The sequence below is a fragment of the Amycolatopsis sp. GM8 genome (assembly GCF_021653975.1).
Lineage (GTDB): Bacteria > Actinomycetota > Actinomycetes > Mycobacteriales > Pseudonocardiaceae > Amycolatopsis_E.
In genome coordinates, this window is the sequence record NZ_JAJKFK010000004.1 from 889,997 (window position 1) to 909,919 (window position 19,923).

Below are 19,923 nucleotides of genomic sequence, written 5' to 3' on the forward strand. Positions count from 1 at the left end.
CGGTGGTTCACCCGCCCAGGCTCGTGAGGAACACCGACACCCCGTGCACCACCGTGTGCACGGCATTCGCGGCCTGATGCGGCTGGTTGATCACCCACGCCAGCAGCGCGACCAACCCCAAGCCCAGCAGGAGCTTGCGCATAGTGTGTTTCTTCGGCAGTAGCGTGATATTCCTGCTCATGCGGCCACCTCCGTGGCGAGTTCGGTCATCGGGTCCGGGTCGGCCAGTTCGCCGCCCTCACAGCTCCAGCACTCACCCGTGGAGGTCGGCACGTAGTAGCCCACATCCACCCGGCAGGTCCGGCAGGTCCGGCGTGCCCGCAACGCCGCGGCGATCGCGGCGCGCTGCGCCGGGCTCGGCACACGCCGCTCCTTCGCTCGGTGCACCGAGAACAGCTCGGTCACCGTCTCGTGCGCATACGGCTTGAAATGCCGGAACACCAACAACGCCACCGGATCCGCCCCACCAGGACGCAACCCGGCCTCCCGCAACTGGGTACGAGTCAGCAGCGTCGACGGGGCCTCGCCCCACCCGAACACCGGTAACCCTTCCCGGTGCCCGCGGCACAGGGCGACCACAAAGGAATGTCCATCATGGATAGTCACAACCTGTTGGCGGCGTGTGCGCGGGTTCTTGCTCTCCTTGCCAGTCACGCCGATCACTTCTTCGCGCGGCGGTGCAGCCAGCGCACCGCCTCCTCGTAGGTGGTGAAGCGGGCCAACTCCTCGGCGAGTTCGTGGTTCCACACCACGGAGAACTCCCCGTACTCGTTGGCGGACAGCAGATGACCGGACTTGTCGGTGGCGTACTCGGTGCGCCAGTTACGCGAGCCAAACTTGCTTGCCATGTCTGGGTTTCCCTCCCTTGGTCAGATCAGGTCGCCGAGGTCGCGGAGGCAGGCGGTTCGGGTGCAGTGCGACACGCCGTCGGTGCGCCTGGTGGCCTTCTTGCCGCACACGGCGCACAGATGCGAGGGCATCCACCCGGTGGTCTTGACCACGCGCGGCTGGCCGACGTTCGCGCCCCAGTCGGTCGAGGCGTCCCACGCCTTCGCCAGCGTCTTCAACATCCCCATCACGCCTCACCCCGCTCGACGGCGGCAATGACCCACGCCACGAACGGGCGCTCCGTGACCTTGTTCTCCGCACCGAGCTGCCCGCGCAGATAGCCGGCGATCTGCGCGACGCTCTGCCCCTCGCGGTGCCGGCGGGCGATGATCGCCACCGGTGCTTCCAACAGCTGGGTGCGGTAGCCGGTACGCCGGGACGCGGTGGAGAGCAATGTCTGTGACACCATGGGTGTCCTTCCCTTCGAATGCTGTCGTGGCTGGTGGGGAAGTCCCGGCACGGCGAGCGCGTTCTTGGCGGTTCGGGCCGCCGCGCCGGGGTCACTGGACAGGAATCGGGTCATGGCCGCCCTCCCGGGGGCCGCTGCTGACTGGCCCGGGCCGTGAAGACCCGCTTGGGCGGGCGTTTCGGGTCCCGCGAGCGGACCTCGTCGGTCCCGCCCGGGCGCGTGTTCGGCTCGACGTTGTACTGCGCCTGTATCCGAGTACGCTTCGACATCCGCTCACCCACCCGCCGTCTGCCGGGCCGCCCGCTGGGCGAGGATCTCCTCCGCCGCGCCGCACACCCCCGCCGGATGTGTCCCCCGCACCCGCGTGCAGCGGCAATCGCAGCGCGCCAGGTACTCCTCCTCACTCAACGGCTCCACCGGACGAGGACGAACCACCTTGCGGGCCGTCACGGCTTCACCACCGTGTCGTTCGGCCCCCGGGCCCCGGACTGGCCATTGGTCAGCTCCAGCCACACCAGACCGTTGAGCCGGTAGGCGTCGCTGACCGTCGTCGCCTCGCCGTCCGCCCCGATGACCTGGTCACCGGCCTTGAGCCGCTTAGCCTTGACCTCCTTCACGCCGCCTCACCGCCCAGCACGTCCAGCCGGACCGGCAACGACCGCAACACCACGCGGCCCGCCCGCCGGGCACCCCGCCGTACCCGCACCGGATCGGTCAGGTTCCGCGACAACCGGAACGACTCCAGCTGATCCACACCGGCCCAGGTGCGTTCGGCCTGCTCGATCACCGCGTCCAGCACCGCGGCCTCCTCCCCCAACTCCATCCGGACCAGAGCGTCGATCTCGGCAACCTCAGCGGCCACCGCGTCCTCCTCTGCGACCGTCGCAATGTCCTCATCCAGCAGCAGAGACAGCGCCTCAGCGGCGTCACGGCCGGCGATACGTGCGTTCCTCATCAGGCGGCCTTCCCGTACGTCTCGGTCCAACGGGCATCCGTGCGCAGCTGCGCCACCTGCCAGCGCTCGAACGCCAACTCCGTGCGCTCCTCCGCAGTCCGGTACGCGGCCTCAGCCGCCCGCAACGCCGACCGGTAGTCCGCCCGCACCCGCTGCTCGGCAACCAGGCGGCGAACCGACGCGACCCGAGTAGCCCGGGCGACCATCTCCCGGCGCGCCGCCAAATACCCCTCAGCGGCCCGCTCCTCAGACAACCGGAAGGCCACCAAAACCGGGCCCTCCATCAAATCCTGTTCCATATGAATCCTTCGAAATAGAAACTTCGTAAAATGAATTGGGAAAACGAATTTGCCTGCGGTGGCGCGACACTCAACGCGTCGCGCCACCCGCAAGCATTCGGCCGGATGACCAGCAATAACGCCGTTTCATCAGCCGAAATCAATGCTGAACTTTGCCCAGTTGAATACATCAGGGCGACGGACTAGGCGGGTCGCTTACGGCTTAGCTACCTGTCCGCCCCTGGCTTTTCTCCGAGCCAGGCCGGGTACATGGAATTGTCAAAGAACACAAGCTGCGACGGTGAGGGATTTGCCGATTTCCTGCGCCACCCCTTGGTCAGGCCCCGTGGTGCCGGACACCACGAAGCTAACAACTGAGAGCTTCATGAGTCAACTGGTAGCGCCCAGATTTTTCGAGAGATGTACGTCTACCTGGGAAAACTTGGCTCCCATCTGGTAGCCTCTGAGAGGTAGCCGCCCCAGAGAGGACCCCGAATGACGCGCCCGCGTTCGTCTGTGAACCGCTCGGAAGCGCTCCACCTGCAGGTGGCTCGCAACATCCGGAACGACATCGAGGCCGGCGTCCTACGAGATGGTCAACGACTGCCCTCGACTCGTGAACTCGCACAGGAGTGGGGCGTCAGCACGCCGGTGATCAACGACGCGATGGGCATCCTCGCCAAGGAAGGTTTGATCGAGAGCAAGCCGCGGGCCGGGCGAGTAGTCCGAGTGCCGGAACAAGTACACGTCCGGCCCCGGTCGGCCACGCCGCATGTCGTGTTCGTCGGCGGATACGCGGGTAGCGGAAAGACCGAGCTTGGACGGATTATTTCGCGGGAAACCGGCTGGGCGCTTCTCGACAAGGACACACTGACGCGGCCGGTTGTCGAGGCCGCGCTTGAGTCGGCTGGCTACTCACCGTACGACCGGGAATCGGATCACTACCTGGCCACGATTCGACCGCGTGAATACGAGGCGCTGATCAACTCCATGACAGAGAACCTGCAATGCGGGAATGGTTCGGTTGTCACAGCGCCATTCATACGAGAGTTCGCCGATTCTGCGTGGGTAAGCCGAGTGCAGGCAACAGCTTCGGACTTCGGCGCGACGACGACATTCGTATGGCTCTACTGCGACGCAGAGACCATGCACACCTACGTGCGACACCGCGGCGCGGCGCGTGACGCCGCCAAGATCGCCGACTGGTCAGGCTACCTAGCTGGAATCGACCTCGATCTACGTCCGCCGGTTCCGCACGTCGTCGTCGACAACTCCGCGTCCAGCAGCCCGTTGCAGGAACAGGCGCGTGAGCTGATCGAACAGGTTCGGGCAAGCGAGGCCGAATAGCACAGCAGGAAGGTGACCAGTGCGCGTGCTCCTGAGCGAGGAACAGGACGACCAAGTCGGAGCCGAGTTGCTCGGCGATATCGGCGGCCTGGAAATCGTCACCTACGACCCCAATTCGACGCTGCCGCCGGAAAAGTGCAACGCCGACATCCTCATTCCACCATATCGCAGCAGCCATCGGCCGATCCAATTGCTGAAACAGCTCCGGAATTTACGCATGGTCCAATTGCTCTCGGCAGGCGCCGATGAATGGGCTGCTGAGGTTCCCGCCGACATCGTGTTGTCGACGTCACGCGGTGCGCAGGCTGGACCAGTGTCGGAGTGGGTTCTGTCGGCGATCTTGTGCCTTTACCGCCAGTGGCCGGCGCTGGTCGAGTTCAAGCGCGAGCGCACCTGGGCACATCGGCGCGTCACCGCGAACACGCTTGACGGACGCCGTGTGCTGATTCTCGGTGCCGGCGCGATCGGGTCGGTCGTCGCCGAACGACTACGGCCGTTCGGCGCCACCCCGACGCTGGTGGCCAGCCGCGCGCGCGGTGGCGTACACGGTCCGGACGAGGTGCCCGAACTGCTGCCGGACCACGACATCGTGGTGATCACGGCACCCCTCACCGAACAGACGCGTGGTTTGGTTGACAAGGCATTCCTCGCTGCGATGCCGGACGGCGCGCTAATCGTCAACGCTGGCCGCGGAAAGATCGTCGACACGGACGCACTCGTGTCCGAGTTACAGGCGGGCCGCTTGCGCGCCGCACTCGACGTCATCGACCCGGAACCACTCCCGGAAGACCACGTCCTGTGGGAATGCCCGGGCGCGATCATCAGTCCACACATGGCGCGCACGGTGCCCGGCACGAACGTGCTCTGCTACACCGTCGCGGCCGGGCAGATCAACGCCTTCCTGTCGGGTGAGATGCCCTCCAACCTGGTGACGACCCGTCCGCGTCCGCGTACATGAAGGAACCTTTCGGCCCTGGTCAACCCTGCTTTCCCGCATCACCTGGACGGTAGCCGAACACGGGCGGGATCACTGGCATGGCGGATGGCGTGGGGCAGGCCGACCGGTAATTATCGGAGGGTCGGTCGATCATGGGGGTTGTAGTGTCGGCGAAATCGCATCCTGGCGACGGGCAGCATGGGCGTGGCGTGAAGGGGCGCCTGGCTGAGTCCGATCGCCGCTCGGCGTGGGCGTTCTTGCGGGATCTCGCCCGCGGCCTGCGTGCCCTCCGGTATCGGTGAGTCCGGGTCCTGACGCGACGCTGCGGCCGCTGTACCGCTCGATCGCGGACAGACGTGTCCTGGAGTCGCCGGAGGCAGCTGCTGGGCCGCGGCCGGAGGTAGATCTGGCCGCGCTGGCCTTCTTGTTCACCGGTCCAGGGTTGCTCGGGGAGTTCGCTCCGACGCCCTGGCGCGGCGTGGAGACGGTGTGGCCCTTGCCGAAGCCGGCCGCAGCACCACTCCCGGTGCACCAGGTGTTCGCCGACGTCGTCGAGCAGTTGTGTGCCGACGCCGACGCGGTAGGGATCACGATGTCCGGCGGGCTGGATTCGTTGGCGGTCGTGCTGCACGCGGCCGCGTTGCGGCCCCGCCGACGAGTGATCGCGTTCTGTACCAACCTCGTCGACGACAGCGGCGTGCCCGCGGCAGACGTGGTTCGCCGCCTGCTCGCAGCTCTGGCGCCGGACGTCGAACTGGTGGTGCTCGACCCGGCGGCCTGCTCCGAGACCCCGGCATGGTCGCCGCACGGACCACGGTTGGACCCCTTGCCCGCCATTAACGCTGCCGTGGCCGCGCTTGCGGCGGACGCGGGGGTCGGGGTGCTGTTGTCCGGTAATGGTGCAGACGAGCTGCTGGCGATACCTCGCTTCGCCGCCCTGCTGCTGCTCCGAGCCCGTGGGGTCCGTGCAGCAGCCCGCTACCTCGGTGACTCCCGCCGGTCCGGTCCGGGCTGGCCGGGCGAGGCCGTCGCGATGCTCGCGGGAATGTTGCCGACGCGGCAGCGGACACGCTGGTACTGGGCGGCGAACTGGCCGCAGTGGTGCGCTCCGTCGATCTCGCCGGTCGTCGCCGAACCCTGGCGACAGCCCGCGCTGGCTCGTGCCGAGCGGTGGGTGACCGGCACTCTCACCTCCCATCAGGAGCAGCGGCGTGGCTGGGCCGCGGCGGACGCCTATGACTCGTTGTGGCCTCGCAGCTACCTCCCAGCTGCTGGCACGGTGCCGGAGGCATCGCCGTTCCTGCATCCGCAGTTGGTGTCCGCCGCCCTCGCCATGCCCCTCACTGACCGCTATGACCACCGGCTGCCCACGGCCTACCAGCGGTGCAAGGCCGCAGTGGTCGGCTTACTGCCACCGGCAGCGCAGCCGATGTTGCCCACGCGCAAGCAGTACTACCGCCAGGCGCTCGCTGCTGCGGTGTCCGCACCGGTGCACGCGCCACTCGCGGTTGCAGCTGGCCTGCTCGACCCCAGTGTCCTGGCGGCGGAGGAGCTGGACACGGCGGTGCGGATGAACGTGCTGGCGGTCGAGTCCTGGCTCGTCGGCGCCTACGATGCCGGAGTGCTGATCCCTGGCCTCAAGGCCCAATTCGCTCAGCGTTCGAGCCGGTAGGAGTGCAGGCGGTCATACTCGACGAACCCGCTCTGCTCGTACAGGCGGTCCGCCGCGGTCCGGTCGCGCTCACCGCCGGGTTCGTCGTCGTCGACGAACAGGATCACCTCGCGGGCGCCCAGCTCGCCGAGCAGTTGCAATGCGGAGCCGAGCATCGCGCGCCCGTGCCCGCGACCACGCAGGTCCGGATCGCTGCTGATCCACCACAACACCCCGATACCAGCCACCGGAACGCCCACGGTGGCCTGCGCCAGCGTGCGCTCTCCGTCAAGCAGGGCCAGCTCACGGATGCCCAGCTCCGACGCCTCGATCCGCACCCCGGCCGCGGTGGGCAGCTCCGCCGGCAGGCTACGCCCCATGTACCGCCACAGGTCACTGCTGGTGAACCCGGCATCGATCAGGGCTGCGGCGGTCACTGGCCGGTGCCGCACCGGCAGGGCCTCCAACCCCAACCCGAGCGCTGTGGCGAAGCTGAACGCCTCGATCACCCGGCAGCCGTGCAGCGTGTTCAACATGTGCCGCAGCAACGCCTTGACCGCGACACGGTTCTCCCGCGCGTGCAACCACAAGATCAGCCCGGCACCGTCGCGGGCGCGCGTCGCGAATGAAGCTGCCCCAGCCACCTGGCCTGCAATGTCGGTCGCCACGACCGTGCGAGGCGCGTCCAGGTCGGCCCACCACCCGGTATCCACGGAGGAACGGCCTGCCAATGCGTCAGCCAGCATGGACTCAGTTACCTCCGGCTGCCCGGGCAACCGGTCGGCGTTGATCAGGTCGAGCGTCGCAGGCTGATCGGCGGCCTCCAGCGGCCGTACCACGAACTCAGTGACGGTGGTCCCCACATGCCCTCCCTACGTGGTTGGCCAACATGCGACAACAAACAAGCATACGGATGAGGAGGTCCGAACCGACGGTCCCGCACTGGTACCGCAGGTCAGCGAGTACCCGCGATGCGACAGATGGCGCGACACTCAGGTCAGAAACCGTGTCAGACCTCCCCCGTACCCCTTCGGCGCGCCGGGCCGAACCAGTAGGTGCCCGGGGGCTACGGTCTGCCCATGACAGAGGAGGAACGGCCGCACAAGCAAACGACACGCGATGATCATCGTCCCAGCCTAAATAAGAACGGTTTCAACTGTCCTCGATGCGGCCACTTTGCCCACCAAAAATGGTTCCCACTGGAAGCTCATGAATATAAGCGCATTCCAGTCTCAAACAGCGGGACTCAGATAGTCACCATCTGGCGCTACGCCGTCTGCCAGCAGTGTGAGCTGCCGTCGGTGTGGAGGAATGACACGATGATCTATCCCCGAGCGCAGCTCGGGGGGCCGCCTCACCCGGACATGCCAGGCGAGGTCCGGGACCTTTACGAGGAGGCTGCCTCGGTCGCTCCAGTGTCTCGCCGCGCGGGCGCTGCGCTAGCGCGCGCCACCGTCGAGCGACTAATCAAGCTTTTGGATCCGGATGCGCCAAGGAAGGCGGACAAGCTGGACCACCGTATTGAGCGGATCCGTGGCAGGGTAAGCCCTCCGGTAGCTGAAATGCTGGACGTCGTGCGAGTCACCGGAAACAAGGCCCTCCATGTCGAGGACGATCCAGCAGAACTGGTTGTGTTGGCTCTCGACGACAAAGAAGGGCCGCAGCTGCTAGAACTGCTGTTAGACACTGCAAACGACCTGGTCGACGAACTAATCACCAAGCCGAAAACTACCAGCACATACTGGGCCAAGCTGCCGCCTGGCATCCAGGCCCAACTCCAAGCCACTCGTGACGCAGCGAAGGACGGACGAAGCACCTCAAGTTAGCTCTGTTGTACTTGTCCGAAGCCTAAGGGCGTCCAACGGGCGAAGGCAATTCCGGCCCTCACTCGGCTGCCCTCCGCACGCACTAACTCGCGCCAGCCACCTCATGAGCTCCGGCCGACGTTCTTCACGGCCTCCGCGCGGCCTCGCGTGGGCAGGCTGGCGCATATGCCCAGGTCACTGGACGGTTCCCGGATCCGTTCAAAACGAAAGCGGTTCGTTGGATCGAGCCGGGCGAGATTGGTGAACTGAACATGCATCCGTCAATGCGCTTACGGATATCGCACGCTCTGGATAGAGAGCGAACCGAACCATATTTAGGCTGATGCCCGCGCAAGCCTCTCTTCAGCTCGGTTGATCGCCTCACGCATTACGGAGGCCGCCTTCAGCCACGTTTGGTGGACTGGATCGCTTTCGGGGTACCGCTCAAGAATCTCCGAGATGCGATCCTCAAATAAAAGGGGCTGACCACTTGGCCCGGTCAAGTCGGCCCATACGAGGGCGTCGAGAACCGGATTGTCTTCGAACGGGAATTCGGCGAGTTCGGAGCTGAGGCCGCGCTCAACGGCTTCAAAACGAGCACCCGAATGGTGTGCAACGAGATTAACGATCTGCCTCGACCACCCTTCGTCTCGCAGATAGCGGGCACCGTCCAACGGATGGAAACGCGTGTGCCCAATCTCGGGTGAGTATCCGATGTCATGCAGCCACGCAGCTTGCACGAGTGCCTCCCGATCCGGCGATGGCACAGCTCGCGCCAACTCACTCGCCCGCGCTGCGACAGCTTGCACGTGGTGCCAGCGCCTACCGAGAGGGCTAACCAGTCGTTCGGCCGCCACGCGTGCGTCTTCGATCGAGGCCATACCCAGCAACGTACCGTCTCCTGTCTGTGGATCCTGCGTCGTTGAACTTGCGCAATCGCGTCGGTGTGTGCGGTCGAGACTCGTCCGCCACCTGCGCGACTTCGCAGCTCAAACGGGCAGCGGATACGGTGGGGGTAGCGCTTACATCCGCTATCCCACTGCGTGCGATGGGTGGTGACGCTCCGGAGGTAGCGCTTGTATCCGCTACCTCCCCCGTATCCGCTACCGCGCTGACCTGCGAGGTAGCGGAGGTAGCGGCAGGAGACAGGTAGCGCTGCCAGGCGTCAGCGAGCCCGTCCTGTGACGTTCGGCCGGCCACGTCGCCGAGAGCTTCGGCGGATCCGGTTTCTGCGAGGTCGTATGTCGTGATCCCTACGGTCGCCCCTGTCCATCAGGGTGCGGTTCGGTATGACCTGAACGTGCAGGTAAGGGGACGCCCCTCGGTGGATCGCGTTCGGCATTGCTGCTGTTCAGGGGTTGCGGTAAATCTCGCGTCGGTGTCCGAGGTCGACGATGACCACGATCAGGCGGCCGTCGTCGATCGTGTAAACGATGCGGTAGTCGCCAACGCGCACCCGATACGCACCCTTGAGCCCTTGTAAGGCCCGCGCCCCGTGGGGCCGTGGCTCGCTACCGAGTTTGTCGATCGCTGCTTGCAGGCGACGGCGGATCGGCTTGTCGAGCTTTGCGAGTGCCCGCAGTGCCTCGCGGGTAATTTCGATCGAGTAGCTCACTCGTCGATAGCCCCAGTCTCCAGCAGCCGCACGGCTTCATCCCACGGCACGGTGGGTTCGCCGGACTCCATCACGCGCCCAGCGCGCGTACCCCAGTACGCATCTTCTTCGGCCTCGGAACGCTCGGCATCCGCGACCGGCACCAGCGCGCCGACACGGCGACCTCGCTTGGTCACGTACACCCGGCGACCGGTGCGATCCACGAGGTCCAGCAGGTCTGCCAGGTGTTCACGCACGTCGCTGACCGGGACCTCGGTCGCGTCGTCCCCCAGCTCGTATGCAGCAGTCATACCTCAATAGTACGGCTTGTACGAGACGTACAAAAGCCTCTCGATATGCCCTCGTAACACCGACGGCGATTGGTCTGCGAGGTGTGGTTACGGGCCGGCGCGAGCTTGCCACGAACACGGTCTGTACGCCCTCGACGTCGGAACGCGGTCTCCTCACGGCCTCGCTGGCAAGGCAGGACGGATTTACCCTGGTCACTGGACGGTTCATGGATCCGTTCAAAACCCGTCCAGTGTGAGTTCGAATCTCACCGGGGGCACGTACAGCATCTACACAAGCCCCGCCTGCCGTCTGAGCAGGCGTTTCTTGTGTAGTGGTCATGGTTTGGTTGATCCTTTCTGCCGCGTGGGTGATTTCGGGTAGTTGGTCGGCGGGCAGCTTGATGGTGATGGTCACGTGATCACTGTCCTCGTGCAAACGGACGGTGAGCTGCGTGATCTCGAACAACCTGCGGAGCAGGGGCTCGGGTGCAGCGGCGAGGTTGAACGCCAGGTACGGGAGCGCGTCCAGCAGCGCAACGTCGGTCTCGCTGGGACGGCCCGGTTCGGTTTCGTCGGCGGTATCAAGTTGGGCGGTGGCGGCGAGCGCGGCGGATCGTTCGGCTTCGAGGTCGTTGTAGGTGCCGCGCAGGGCTTTGGTGAATGGATCGTCGGGGTCGCCGTCCTGGGCCTGGCGCAGGATCGTGTTCTGCCGCCGTGCCACGTCGGCGATCACGCGCTGCAGGCGTTCCCGTTCGGCCTGGCGCTCGCGGGCGGCGCGGTGATCGAGTCCGGCGAGATCGGCAGCCAAGGTCTCGCGGCGTTGGGGACCGAACACTCGGTCGGCGAAGAACCTCGACACCGCGTCGAGCAAGGCATCTTCGCGGAGGTAGACCGTCTTCGGGTGGCCGGCGTGTTTGTCGGGCCGGCCGCGGTTGTTGTTGCGTGGCCAGCACAGGTAGTAGGCGGCGTTGTGACGTTCGCCGCCGAACATCCGGCGTCCGCATCCGCAGAACACCATGCCTCGCAGCACGTAGGTGCGGTTGGTCTGCGGGTGGGTGTTCTTGGCGTTGCCGTCGCGCGAGCCGCGCCGCGCTTGGCGGCGGGCGGTCATCTCGTCGTACATCCACTTCGGGATCAGCGGTTCGTGGGCGGGCTCGGTGGACCATACCCACTTCACCGGGTCGTTGACCTTGCCGTGGCGGGACCGCGAAGCGCGACGGTTGAATACCTGGTAACCGGTGTATTTCGGGTTCTTCAGCACCTCGTACACGCTCGTCTTACCCCACGCCCCGCGCGCCCGCTTCTTGCCGGGTGGCTCCGGCGGCGGGTACTTGACCAGATCGGCGTTGAGCCGCTCGACGATCGTGTCGTAGCCGAGTTCTTCGTGGTAGCGCCAGAGCGCGATCTGGGTGACCGTCTCACCGCGGACACCGTCGGGTTCCAGCCGGGTCTTGGTCTGTCCCTTGGCCGCCTTCGTCGGGTTGGGGTGCCGGAAGGTCTTGGCCTTGTAGCCATACGGGGGTTTGCCGATGTTCCAGCCCTCGCGCACGTGAGTGCACAGCCCGCCCCAGGATTGTTCGAGGGTGTTGAGGACTTCGTACTCGGCCACCGACTGGTTGATCCGCCGCTGCAAAATCCGCTGCGCTCGGCTGCCGGTCAGAGTGATCGGCTCATTGGCGGCGAACAACGGCACCTCGGCGCGCTCCAACTGCCGCTCGATCGACAGTCCCTCGAAGGCGCGGCGAGCCACACGGGCCACGGACTCGGCGACCACCACGTCGAACCGGCGGCCGGGATGCGGGGCCTCGTCGAGGAGGTCCGCAACACCGCCATCGCGGGCGACCGGGATGGCGAACCGTTCGTAATTCTCCCCGTGGCCACGCGCTTCCAGTTCCATCCGACCGGACTCGACATCGTAGAAGTGCGCGACGATCACCCACGATTCCGGGATCGCGGTCTTGCAGTTCCCGAGTTGCCGCAGCAGGGATTGCCGCGGGTCTTGCTGGTCCTCAGTGGACGTACGGCCGAGGAACGCTACCCGGACTTCGTCCCGGAGCAACGCGACCGGCATCCCCAGCGGCGAGACCGCATAGTCGGACAACCCGGACGGCCCAGACACCGGTACCGTCGCCGACAGCGACGTGGCCCGTCGTGTCAACGCGGGCGGTGCTGGATTGACGGTCACCTCGTCATCCGAGGTCATGCAGCGTCACCATCCTCAATGGACTGATCATCGGCGTGTTGGCGGGCGGACCAGTCGAGAAGTTCACGGATCACGGCCGCAAGTTCGCCACGCACCCGATCAGCTTCCGCACCGTAGACATACTTGATATGGCCCGAATAGGTACGATTATTGTTGCGTTTCCTTCTCTGATCATACCACCAAACCTGCTGGTCAGCGCCGGTCTTCCGCTGGCTTTCGATGTTCTCGCCGAGGTATTTCCGTGGTAGTGGAATTACTATCGCGTTTTGTTCATTCTCGGCGTTTTCCGGGGTGCTGTCGTGGGCGTGCATGGCTGCCTCCGGCAGCCCGCGAGCCAGCTCACGGCTGGCGTCACGGGCACGGTCGCGGTCATCGGACAACCGTCGATCAGCAGATCCTTCTCCAGCCGTGGACACACCCGAGGGTGCGCTGTTGGACACTGGAAAGGATCGGCTGCCGCAACCACCTGCCGCTTCGACTCCCCGACTGCCGTAGCACCTGCCAGGGCCAGCGATCACCGGTTGACTGGACCCGTTCACTGTCCATCCGAGACTGGCCGAGACCGTCACGAGACGAGCGAGACAGGTCGTCTCGGTGGTCTCGCCGGGAGTCTCGGTGCTGCGCATGGACAGCTCGACGAGTCAGGTCCAGATTTCTTTGCTATGCATAGCCGACCGCATCTTCTCCTGCGAAGGTCGGCGGGCCGTGGTCGGTGTCTGTCGTGGTTAGGTCGTCATCGTTTGCCTCCCAACGGTCGCAGGATTCAAGCGCTCCAGCGCAGGTCTGGTGAAGCGCCGTACACGTCATCGGAGTCGTCATAAAGGGCGACGTCGTCGTCAGCGGGCGCAGGCGCGACAGGTTCGGGCAGGCTCATGCCGAGGCGACCCAAGATCGTCCGATCGTTGGGAGCGAAGGCTGCATCGTTGTACGGCTGCTCAGTACCAGCTGCGCCGTAGTCGACCTGGGGACCGCGCTCGGGCAATTCAGCTAACCGATAACGGTGCGGAACGCTGCCGCTGTCACGTGGCGTCCACAGCGCCCAGATCACCCCAGCAGGACCGTCCGGATGGCCGTGGTCGCGGGCCGCGGTAGCGATCACCAACCGCGGATCGTTCCCCGCCACCGCGCGGCGTAGCGCCGTCCGCAGCGCGAGTTCCCGTTTGGCTGAATGCACCGAGAACAGCACGATGCCGAACTGGTCGGTGGGAAAGTCGCTGTAGTCGCCGATCTTGCTGGTGACCTTCGAGAGGGACTCGGTACCGGTGTCGTGTTCCAGGAAGAACCGCACCGCACGGCCGTGCTCCTCCCAGCAACCGTAGCCATCAGGACGCAGCACGGTCTCATGGGTCCCGGTCCAGAAGAACTCCGTGCATCGTTTCTCCGACCACCAGTGTGTCAACCGGCCTACCGCGTCACGGCCGATGTCGCCGCGGGCCGGATTGCGGTGCTCGGCCAGGGCACAAAAGAAGTCGTTCACGCCCAGTTGGTGGTCCAGCTTCGGCCAGAACGCAAGCCGTTCCAGGCGCTCAGTGTGCGCCTTTGGCGTCGGCGGCTTCTCCGACCGCTGTGCCGCGATCAGCCGAGCACCGAGGTAGCCCAGCGCGTAGCGGGTCTGGCTCGTCCCACCGTTCACATAGGACTCCCGGAACGCGAACACCACGCCCAGCTCGCGCAACCGCCGTAGCCGGTCCTGCGCGCGCCGCACGGAGGCGAACTCGATCGCAGCGATCTGGTTGGTGGTCAGCACCTTGTGCTCGGCTAGCAGCGCCAGCAGTCGCCGGTCCCGGTCGACCAGGCGGAACCACAGCGCTGCGTCCGGCTCCCCTGCCCGCCGGCCACTGCGCGCCTGACGATGTGTAGATGTGTGAGGATCATTCCTCAGTCGGCCTTCGGTCCGCTCCCGCCGATACCATCGCTGACCAGCAGCTTTAGTATCCGCGGCTTCGGCGTTTGGGCCGGCGGATTCAGAACGCCGAGGCCGCGCCACCCCAGACGCCATACCAACTGCCAGGTCAGACGCAGCTTCCACGCGACCGCCACCAGCACGGTTGCCACCGTCCACCATGATCACCACCGCTTTCCGTGTAGAGGAGCCGGGAGATCCCAGGCACCCCTCAACTCCGGATTTCGCGCCCAAATTTGACAGCGGCGATCGAAAGTTGATGGAAACGTGCTATCCCTGTGACCAGCTGGGTGCTGATAACACCTCGTCGGTATCCGGCCAGCGATGACCATGATCGACCTTCCTCTCCATCATGCCGGGAAACACCTGCACGACAGAAGGCCGATTTTTTTGCCCGATTTTCGACACCAACCCAGCCAGCCGTGACCAGGTCGTGATCTCCTGCCGTACTGCACATGACCGCCCCCTCGACCGCACCGGGAGGCACCTACATGGCAAGAAGCCGATTTACGGCTCGATTTTCGACACCAACCGACCGCTTGTGACCAGGTTGTGACCCGACTTGCCCCGCCGTCAGGGGTCGACGAGCGATGGCGCTGGGCCGTTGGTCCCGTGGCCTCGTTACTACGCTGGGTTCATGGAGACGAGTGACCGGGATGGCGAGGCGCTCGCGATTGTCCTGCCGTCACCGCTGTGCGAGGTCCGCGACGACCGCCTGCAGGCCCATGGCGTTCGGCTTTACCTCAAGCGCGACGACTTGATCCATCCGGAGATCCCGGGCAACAAGTGGCGCAAGCTCAAATACAACCTGGCGGCCGCGAAAGACCAGGGTCACACGCGGCTACTGACGTTCGGCGGGGCGTACTCCAACCACCTGCGGGCGGTAGCGGCGGCCGGTCGCTACTTCGGCTTCGAGACGATCGGGGTCATCCGTGGCGAGGAACATAGGCGGCTCAACGACTCGCTGGCTTACGCCGTCAGCCGGGGGATGCAGCTGACGTACCTGGACCGGGCGACGTACCGACGCAAGGCCGAGCGCGACGTCCTGGCCAAGCTCACCGACGAATTCGGCCCCTGTTACGTGGTGCCGGAGGGTGGCAGCAACGGCCCCGGCGTGCAGGGCTGCGCCGAGTTGCCCGGCGAGATCGAGACGGAGTTCGACGTCATCTGCTGCGCCTGCGGCACGGGCACCACGGTGGCCGGGATCGCGGCCGGGCTGACCGGAGGCCAGCGGGCACTCGGCTTCGCTGTCCTCAAGGGCGGCCGGTTCCTGGACGACGAGGTGCGGCGGCTCCAGCACGAGGCGTTCAGCCACGAGACCGACAACTGGGCCATCGACTACGAATTCCACTTCGGCGGCTACGCCAAGCGCACGCCTGAGCTGGACGCTTTCATTAGCGATTTCGAGGCTCGTGACGCCATCACGCTCGACTGGGTGTATGAGGCGAAGATGATGTACGGCCTCTTCGATCGCATCGCCTCCGGCGCGTTCGCGCCTGGCACGACCATCGTGGCAGTGCTGAGCTGACGGCTTAAGCCTTGTCGTAGTAGGCCCGCTGGGCCGTCTTCGATGCGCCCGCCTCGCACCAGCTCAGCGACCATTCGCCGCTGTTAATGGTGAAGTCACGGCCGAAGCCCAGCCACATGCCACTCATGCGGCGGCCGGCCGGATCGACCACCATCTGCACCGTGCCGTGGTAGGTCGCGCCCTTGTAGTAGCCGGTCGGCGAGGTCTGCTCCCGCCAAGTGCCAGTCGCCACCGACTTGTCCACGGCCAGCTCCAGCCGCAGCCGCGAGCCGAGCGAGTGCGGCAGGCTCTGGCCAATCAGCCGCGTGCCCTGCTGGCGGAGCACGACGTAGTGCTCGCCCGCGAATGTCTTGCCGCGGCCGGTGCTGGGGTAGACGTAGCGGCTGTGCCAGATGCCGGAGAAGTCGTCGGCGGGACGCGCCGCCCGCGTTGCGGCGTCGGCCTCGGTGTCGTCGGCCAGGGCAGGACTGGCCGAGGCAAGCGACAACGCCGCGCTGACCTTCAGCAGCAGCGACCGGCGGCTGACCCCGTGGCGGTTGCCCTGCGCCCAGGCCGTCGCCATCTGCGCGAGTTCGTGCACGTCGATGTGGTCGAGCTGAGCCACGAAGTCACGCATCGCATGGTCGCCTGTCGCGTCGTCGAGCACGGCCAGTTGCTGGCTCTGCCGGTGCGCGCTGTCGGCTGGGCGGAAATCGGCTCCGTCGCTGACGAGATCGGCCACACGGCACTCGTACAGCTCGGCCAGCTTGCCCAAAACCTCGAGGGACGGGGCGTGGCCGGTGTCGGCCGGCCACAGCTCCCAGTAGGAGAAGTTCTTGAACGTCTTGGCATCAGCAGGCCAGCGCTCGTTCCACTCGTCGGCCGCCTGGCGCTGGCTCCAGCCCCGAGCCAGCCGCAAGGCGGTCCTCATGTTGACGCGGTAACGCTCGCCGAAGACGTGCGCCACCTCCACCCATGTCTTTGACTGGTTGCGCAGCTCGGCCGACAATTGCCGCTGTTCCTGGCGGACGCTCCGTGTCGCGGTGGGCATGGCATCCCCTCCTTTGCCGCCCGTGGATCGCGCGGACGATACCCGCCCGCCAGCATCGCACAATTCCTCCCTGTCCAACAGGGATACTTTGTCTGCCAAGATCACGGCTGCGCGGGGTGGTTTGGCCGCTTGACCTGCTGTTTTCTGGTCTCAGGCGCTCGGCACCGGGTCGTACCGCGCCCGTTCGAGAAGAGCCACGGATCGGGGCCTCCTTTCCCGCATTGCCCCAAGCCCGATGGTGGCTCGTCCTCCCCGGTGCCGGGCGCTGCTCCAACCAACCCGCCAGACCGAAAAGCGAGCGGACCCATGACCGTACGACCGGCCGAACGCCGGCCACTCCCCGTCCCGCCGTGCTGGCACCGAGGCCGCAATCGGCTGACGCCTCGGGCCGAGCCCCGCGTGCCGGAACCAGCTCAGCTCTACCGCCTCGCCATCCTCTACCTCGTGATCCACGCCGCCCGACGGGGCACCGAAACCTGCGAGAGCTGTGGGGCGGCGTGGCCGTGCGAGCCGGTGCGCTTGGCGTATCGGTTACGGGAGGGCTTCTGACCCATGTCCGAACCGACGCCCGACACCGTCGTGAGCGCGCTGGCACGCCTGGCTGGACACCTGCCCATCGCCGCCCTGCAAGTGCGCGAGGACGAACTGACATCGACGCAGTTGCACGCCTTGGGAGCGGAGCTGACCCAGCTGGGCGAACTCGTGCACCGTCACGCCGACACCCGCAGCGAACCGGCCGACCAGATCCGCCGCCGATCGCTCTGGTCGCCCCAAGCGCCCGGCGGGAGCTGCTTACCGCCGCCGTGATCCGGCTGGTTCTGCTGGCCGTCGTTCTCCTCGGTCCGGTGGTCGCATACCTCGCGTTGCTCGGCCTCCGCGCTCGGTTTCAGCACCGACGCGCCCACCGTGCCCGCCCCAAGGTCTCGGTGGCCGAGCTGACCGCCCGCCTAGAACGAGAACGGGCCGCCGAAGCAGATCGCACGGACCGGATGAGAAAACGCCAACCTGGCTTGCCATCCAGCTGGGTCTGGCCCAGCCGCGACCCCGACGACGAACCTCCAACCCTCGCCCCGATCCGATCCAGGCGCTATGTCCACCCCGAATATGCGAGAGACGCAGATGGAAAACCCCAAGTACCACTTATTTAAAGACACCGAGTTATTGATCTGGGCGCAACTGGCTGACCACATCTCAACCAGGATTGAGCAATGCGAGTTCAGCTTTGGCGATTCCTTGCCCTCGAAGAAGATGTTAGCCAGCGAATACGCCGTCTCGCCGACGACCGTGCGACGGGCCATAGCGGACTTGCTCAGGCGAAACGTGGTGACACGGACACCCGGCGGACGTCTTTTTCCCGTAATCACGGGCGAAGCGGAGTCCATGAAGCTCACCCGTCGTTGGTGGCGCAAGCTCGCCTGGCAGATTCACGACAACCCGGACGCTATGGACAGCCTCGAACTCTACTCACCCCGCGCGTGGGTGCATGGATTCCGGGCCGACGTGCGCCGCAAGGCAATGGCTGAAGAACATCAGGCAGGAGCCACCGCATGAGCGACCGAGCCGACTACTACAAGAAGCTCCGGACCCGGGCGAGCAACTTGCGGACCGAGCTTGACGACGGCATCCAGGCCTTTATGACGGTAGACAGGCGGGTGGACGAAATCGGCAAGGCCGACTTTGACGAGCCCGGGGAACTGAGCACGACCGATTACGACGACCTCAAAACATGCGTCGAAAAGGTACTCTTCTACGCCCGCATGGCGGAGAAAGCTAGTAACGACCACATCAGTGAGCTTGACCGCGAACTGCGCAACCTCGGCCTTGAGCCGCTGTCGGGCAACGCTTGATGGACCGATGAGCCAGCCACCCCCGTTTGATCCCGACGCGACACCCGGCTACCGCTACCTACACATGGCGAATCATCTGGCCGGCCGCATTGAATCCGGCGAGCTGGCACCGAACACGCCGCTGCCGTCGGAGCGGCGGCTAGCCGAGGACTACGGCGTGTCGCTGGGCACCGCCCGTCACGCCACCCGGCTGCTGCGCTACCGCGGCCTGGTCGTGACCATCCGGTCTAAAGGCACCTATATCGCCAACCGCTCCCCGAAACATCCAAGCAGTCCAACGGAAAGTGAGGCCCAGCTGTGAATATCTGGCGACAGCAACTCCGTCATCTCGACCGCGCGCTCGAGACAGAAACGGTCCCGCTGTTCGAGCGCAAAGACGACGGCGAGATCGCCGTCAACGAACTGGCCGGGATCGCCTTGTGCTTGCTGGAAATGGGCATGGAGATGCTCAGCGCCGTTCCCGAGTTCGACAGCGCCGAACTGGATGCGGCCGTGCTCGATGCCGTGACCGTCCTGAACGACCGGGTACGCGAACCGCCCGACGCTCCCGCCAAGCCCCAATACGACACCCACGTCCTGCGTGTCGGCGGGCTCGTGCTCACCGTCTCCACCGAACGCACCGACAGCGCTGAGAAGCAGGAGCAGCGATGACTACCACCGATGAACTGCCCGCCGACGACGGCCCGACGCGGCAGGAGATTGAGCGTGAACGCGCCCGAGCGCGGCGACTGCTCAAGCGCCTGGAGTCGTTACGCAACACCTGCGAACGGGTCTCATCCCAAGCCCGGATGTTCGAGTGCACCCACCCAGGGCAGCTTGATCTGTCCGAAGAAGGACAGCTTGAGCTACGACACCGGCTGAACTGGGCGGAAGAGGCCGCGCATGACGCGGTGCGCGTGCTCAAGGTCCACCTCTTCGATCTGAGCGAGCTGGAATCAGCACCGGAAGAACCGAAAGAGAATGATCAGTGAACATACAGACGGACACCCCGACCGGTTCGAGCCAGATCCCGACAGCCCGGTCTACGTCTACGTCCAGGTTGCCAACCGTCTGGCCGAGCGCATCAAGGCCAGGGACCTGCCACCCGGAGCACGCCTCCCGGCTGAACGCGACCTGGCCGTTGACTACGGCGTCTCGGTGTGCACTGCACGCCGTGCTGTCGCCGAACTGCGCGACCGAGGCCTCGTCCAGACAGTTCCCGTGAAAGGCACGTTCGTTGTCAAGCGTTGACCCGGCAGATAACGCCGGTGCCAGCTCC

General features: G+C 65.7%; 31 protein-coding genes. 13 read left to right on the forward strand and 18 right to left on the reverse strand.

Translation table 11 applies throughout. The features are described from left to right. Window positions 1-7: 7 nt before the first annotated feature. The 9 genes from LOZ83_RS22805 to LOZ83_RS22845 form a co-directional block, all read right to left on the reverse strand. Window positions 8-181 carry a hypothetical protein gene (locus tag LOZ83_RS22805; RefSeq protein WP_236793250.1) on the reverse strand — a complete coding sequence of 58 codons (174 nt, stop codon included), beginning with the start codon at window positions 179-181 and terminating at the stop codon, window positions 8-10. Further along, the gene (locus tag LOZ83_RS22810; protein WP_236793252.1) at window positions 178-540 is read right to left on the reverse strand and encodes an RRQRL motif-containing zinc-binding protein; all 363 of its coding nucleotides are present in this window, start codon (window positions 538-540) and stop codon (window positions 178-180) included. The genes LOZ83_RS22805 and LOZ83_RS22810 overlap by 4 nt, the downstream gene beginning before the upstream one ends. Before the next feature lie 119 nt (window positions 541-659). Then, complete coding sequence (locus LOZ83_RS22815) at window positions 660-848, reverse strand: hypothetical protein (RefSeq protein WP_236793254.1); 189 nt, start codon at window positions 846-848, stop codon at window positions 660-662. Window positions 849-869: 21 nt separating this feature from the next. Then, window positions 870-1,076 carry a hypothetical protein gene (locus tag LOZ83_RS22820; protein WP_236793256.1) on the reverse strand — a complete coding sequence of 69 codons (207 nt, stop codon included), beginning with the start codon at window positions 1,074-1,076 and terminating at the stop codon, window positions 870-872. Next, window positions 1,076-1,411 (reverse strand): hypothetical protein, encoded by a 336-nt coding sequence (locus tag LOZ83_RS22825; RefSeq protein ID WP_236793257.1) that lies wholly within the window; start codon window positions 1,409-1,411, stop codon window positions 1,076-1,078. Before LOZ83_RS22825 ends, LOZ83_RS22820 begins: the two co-directional genes overlap by 1 nt. Window positions 1,412-1,570: 159 nt before the next feature. Further along, on the reverse strand, window positions 1,571-1,747 hold the full coding sequence (locus tag LOZ83_RS22830) for a hypothetical protein (protein WP_236793259.1): 177 nt from the start codon (window positions 1,745-1,747) through the stop codon (window positions 1,571-1,573). Continuing rightward, the gene (locus LOZ83_RS22835; protein ID WP_236793261.1) at window positions 1,744-1,914 is read right to left on the reverse strand and encodes a hypothetical protein; all 171 of its coding nucleotides are present in this window, start codon (window positions 1,912-1,914) and stop codon (window positions 1,744-1,746) included. The genes LOZ83_RS22830 and LOZ83_RS22835 overlap by 4 nt, the downstream gene beginning before the upstream one ends. Further along, window positions 1,911-2,252 (reverse strand): hypothetical protein, encoded by a 342-nt coding sequence (locus tag LOZ83_RS22840; RefSeq protein WP_236793263.1) that lies wholly within the window; start codon window positions 2,250-2,252, stop codon window positions 1,911-1,913. Before LOZ83_RS22840 ends, LOZ83_RS22835 begins: the two co-directional genes overlap by 4 nt. Further along, the gene (locus LOZ83_RS22845; RefSeq protein ID WP_236793265.1) at window positions 2,252-2,551 is read right to left on the reverse strand and encodes a hypothetical protein; all 300 of its coding nucleotides are present in this window, start codon (window positions 2,549-2,551) and stop codon (window positions 2,252-2,254) included. The genes LOZ83_RS22840 and LOZ83_RS22845 overlap by 1 nt, the downstream gene beginning before the upstream one ends. A 30-nt stretch (window positions 2,552-2,581) precedes the next feature. Here LOZ83_RS22845 and LOZ83_RS22850 point away from each other — a divergent pair, with 30 nt between their 5' ends. The 4 genes from LOZ83_RS22850 to LOZ83_RS22865 all read left to right on the forward strand — a co-directional run bounded on the left by LOZ83_RS22850 (window position 2,582) and on the right by LOZ83_RS22865 (window position 6,486). Then, complete coding sequence (locus LOZ83_RS22850) at window positions 2,582-2,737, forward strand: hypothetical protein (RefSeq protein WP_236793267.1); 156 nt, start codon at window positions 2,582-2,584, stop codon at window positions 2,735-2,737. A 288-nt stretch (window positions 2,738-3,025) separates the two neighbouring features. After that, window positions 3,026-3,877, forward strand: coding sequence for a GntR family transcriptional regulator (locus tag LOZ83_RS22855; protein WP_236793268.1), 852 nt, complete (start codon window positions 3,026-3,028; stop codon window positions 3,875-3,877). Window positions 3,878-3,896: 19 nt separating this feature from the next. Further along, a complete protein-coding gene (locus LOZ83_RS22860) occupies window positions 3,897-4,835 on the forward strand; it encodes an NAD(P)-dependent oxidoreductase (RefSeq protein ID WP_236793270.1) in 939 nt (312 codons plus the stop codon). 277 nt (window positions 4,836-5,112) lie between these two features. Next, complete coding sequence (locus LOZ83_RS22865) at window positions 5,113-6,486, forward strand: asparagine synthase-related protein (protein WP_236793272.1); 1,374 nt, start codon at window positions 5,113-5,115, stop codon at window positions 6,484-6,486. On the opposite strand, the gene LOZ83_RS22870 is transcribed toward LOZ83_RS22865, so the two are convergent. Continuing rightward, window positions 6,468-7,328: a GNAT family N-acetyltransferase gene (locus tag LOZ83_RS22870; RefSeq protein WP_236793274.1), complete on the reverse strand. Its 861-nt coding sequence runs from the start codon at window positions 7,326-7,328 to the stop codon at window positions 6,468-6,470. The two genes, LOZ83_RS22865 and LOZ83_RS22870, sit on opposite strands and share 19 nt — an antisense overlap. Before the next feature lie 216 nt (window positions 7,329-7,544). Here LOZ83_RS22870 and LOZ83_RS22875 point away from each other — a divergent pair, with 216 nt between their 5' ends. Continuing rightward, on the forward strand, window positions 7,545-8,291 hold the full coding sequence (locus tag LOZ83_RS22875) for a DUF4145 domain-containing protein (protein WP_236793276.1): 747 nt from the start codon (window positions 7,545-7,547) through the stop codon (window positions 8,289-8,291). 314 nt (window positions 8,292-8,605) lie between these two features. Here the strand turns inward: LOZ83_RS22875 and LOZ83_RS22880 are convergent, their stop codons facing one another. From LOZ83_RS22880 to LOZ83_RS22910, 7 genes are all read right to left on the reverse strand, one after another. Next, window positions 8,606-9,151: an HD domain-containing protein gene (locus LOZ83_RS22880; RefSeq protein WP_236793278.1), complete on the reverse strand. Its 546-nt coding sequence runs from the start codon at window positions 9,149-9,151 to the stop codon at window positions 8,606-8,608. A gap of 470 nt (window positions 9,152-9,621) precedes the next feature. Continuing rightward, entirely contained in the window at window positions 9,622-9,885 is a 264-nt protein-coding gene (locus tag LOZ83_RS22885; RefSeq protein ID WP_236793280.1) for a type II toxin-antitoxin system RelE/ParE family toxin, read from the reverse strand. Beyond that, a complete protein-coding gene (locus LOZ83_RS22890) occupies window positions 9,882-10,175 on the reverse strand; it encodes a type II toxin-antitoxin system Phd/YefM family antitoxin (protein WP_236793282.1) in 294 nt (97 codons plus the stop codon). Before LOZ83_RS22890 ends, LOZ83_RS22885 begins: the two co-directional genes overlap by 4 nt. After that, window positions 10,114-12,225 (reverse strand): recombinase family protein, encoded by a 2,112-nt coding sequence (locus LOZ83_RS22895; protein ID WP_236793284.1) that lies wholly within the window; start codon window positions 12,223-12,225, stop codon window positions 10,114-10,116. Before LOZ83_RS22895 ends, LOZ83_RS22890 begins: the two co-directional genes overlap by 62 nt. A gap of 128 nt (window positions 12,226-12,353) precedes the next feature. Continuing rightward, on the reverse strand, window positions 12,354-12,737 hold the full coding sequence (locus LOZ83_RS22900; protein ID WP_236793286.1) for a hypothetical protein: 384 nt from the start codon (window positions 12,735-12,737) through the stop codon (window positions 12,354-12,356). A 383-nt stretch (window positions 12,738-13,120) separates the two neighbouring features. Next, on the reverse strand, window positions 13,121-14,164 hold the full coding sequence (locus tag LOZ83_RS22905) for a replication-relaxation family protein (RefSeq protein ID WP_255824796.1): 1,044 nt from the start codon (window positions 14,162-14,164) through the stop codon (window positions 13,121-13,123). A gap of 71 nt (window positions 14,165-14,235) precedes the next feature. Then, window positions 14,236-14,412: a hypothetical protein gene (locus LOZ83_RS22910; protein ID WP_236793291.1), complete on the reverse strand. Its 177-nt coding sequence runs from the start codon at window positions 14,410-14,412 to the stop codon at window positions 14,236-14,238. A gap of 485 nt (window positions 14,413-14,897) precedes the next feature. Between LOZ83_RS22910 and LOZ83_RS22915 the strand changes: the two genes are divergently transcribed. Then, window positions 14,898-15,788: a 1-aminocyclopropane-1-carboxylate deaminase/D-cysteine desulfhydrase gene (locus LOZ83_RS22915; protein WP_236793293.1), complete on the forward strand. Its 891-nt coding sequence runs from the start codon at window positions 14,898-14,900 to the stop codon at window positions 15,786-15,788. A gap of 4 nt (window positions 15,789-15,792) precedes the next feature. On the opposite strand, the gene LOZ83_RS22920 is transcribed toward LOZ83_RS22915, so the two are convergent. Beyond that, complete coding sequence (locus LOZ83_RS22920; protein WP_236793295.1) at window positions 15,793-16,818, reverse strand: hypothetical protein; 1,026 nt, start codon at window positions 16,816-16,818, stop codon at window positions 15,793-15,795. A gap of 552 nt (window positions 16,819-17,370) precedes the next feature. Between LOZ83_RS22920 and LOZ83_RS22925 the strand changes: the two genes are divergently transcribed. The 7 genes from LOZ83_RS22925 (at window position 17,371) to LOZ83_RS22955 (ending at window position 19,895) form a co-directional block, all read left to right on the forward strand. Further along, window positions 17,371-17,625, forward strand: coding sequence for a hypothetical protein (locus tag LOZ83_RS22925; protein WP_236793297.1), 255 nt, complete (start codon window positions 17,371-17,373; stop codon window positions 17,623-17,625). Between the two features lie 282 nt (window positions 17,626-17,907). Continuing rightward, window positions 17,908-18,369 carry a winged helix-turn-helix domain-containing protein gene (locus tag LOZ83_RS22930; protein WP_236793299.1) on the forward strand — a complete coding sequence of 154 codons (462 nt, stop codon included), beginning with the start codon at window positions 17,908-17,910 and terminating at the stop codon, window positions 18,367-18,369. Continuing rightward, window positions 18,366-18,665 carry a hypothetical protein gene (locus LOZ83_RS22935; RefSeq protein ID WP_236793300.1) on the forward strand — a complete coding sequence of 100 codons (300 nt, stop codon included), beginning with the start codon at window positions 18,366-18,368 and terminating at the stop codon, window positions 18,663-18,665. Before LOZ83_RS22930 ends, LOZ83_RS22935 begins: the two co-directional genes overlap by 4 nt. Window positions 18,666-18,672: 7 nt before the next feature. Then, window positions 18,673-18,966: a winged helix-turn-helix domain-containing protein gene (locus LOZ83_RS22940; protein WP_236793302.1), complete on the forward strand. Its 294-nt coding sequence runs from the start codon at window positions 18,673-18,675 to the stop codon at window positions 18,964-18,966. Then, window positions 18,963-19,316 (forward strand): hypothetical protein, encoded by a 354-nt coding sequence (locus LOZ83_RS22945; RefSeq protein WP_236793304.1) that lies wholly within the window; start codon window positions 18,963-18,965, stop codon window positions 19,314-19,316. The genes LOZ83_RS22940 and LOZ83_RS22945 overlap by 4 nt, the downstream gene beginning before the upstream one ends. Beyond that, window positions 19,313-19,636, forward strand: a complete 324-nt coding sequence (locus LOZ83_RS22950) for a hypothetical protein (RefSeq protein ID WP_236793306.1) — start codon at window positions 19,313-19,315, stop codon at window positions 19,634-19,636. The genes LOZ83_RS22945 and LOZ83_RS22950 overlap by 4 nt, the downstream gene beginning before the upstream one ends. Next, window positions 19,626-19,895: a GntR family transcriptional regulator gene (locus tag LOZ83_RS22955; protein ID WP_236793308.1), complete on the forward strand. Its 270-nt coding sequence runs from the start codon at window positions 19,626-19,628 to the stop codon at window positions 19,893-19,895. The genes LOZ83_RS22950 and LOZ83_RS22955 overlap by 11 nt, the downstream gene beginning before the upstream one ends. Window positions 19,896-19,923 lie beyond the last annotated feature (28 nt).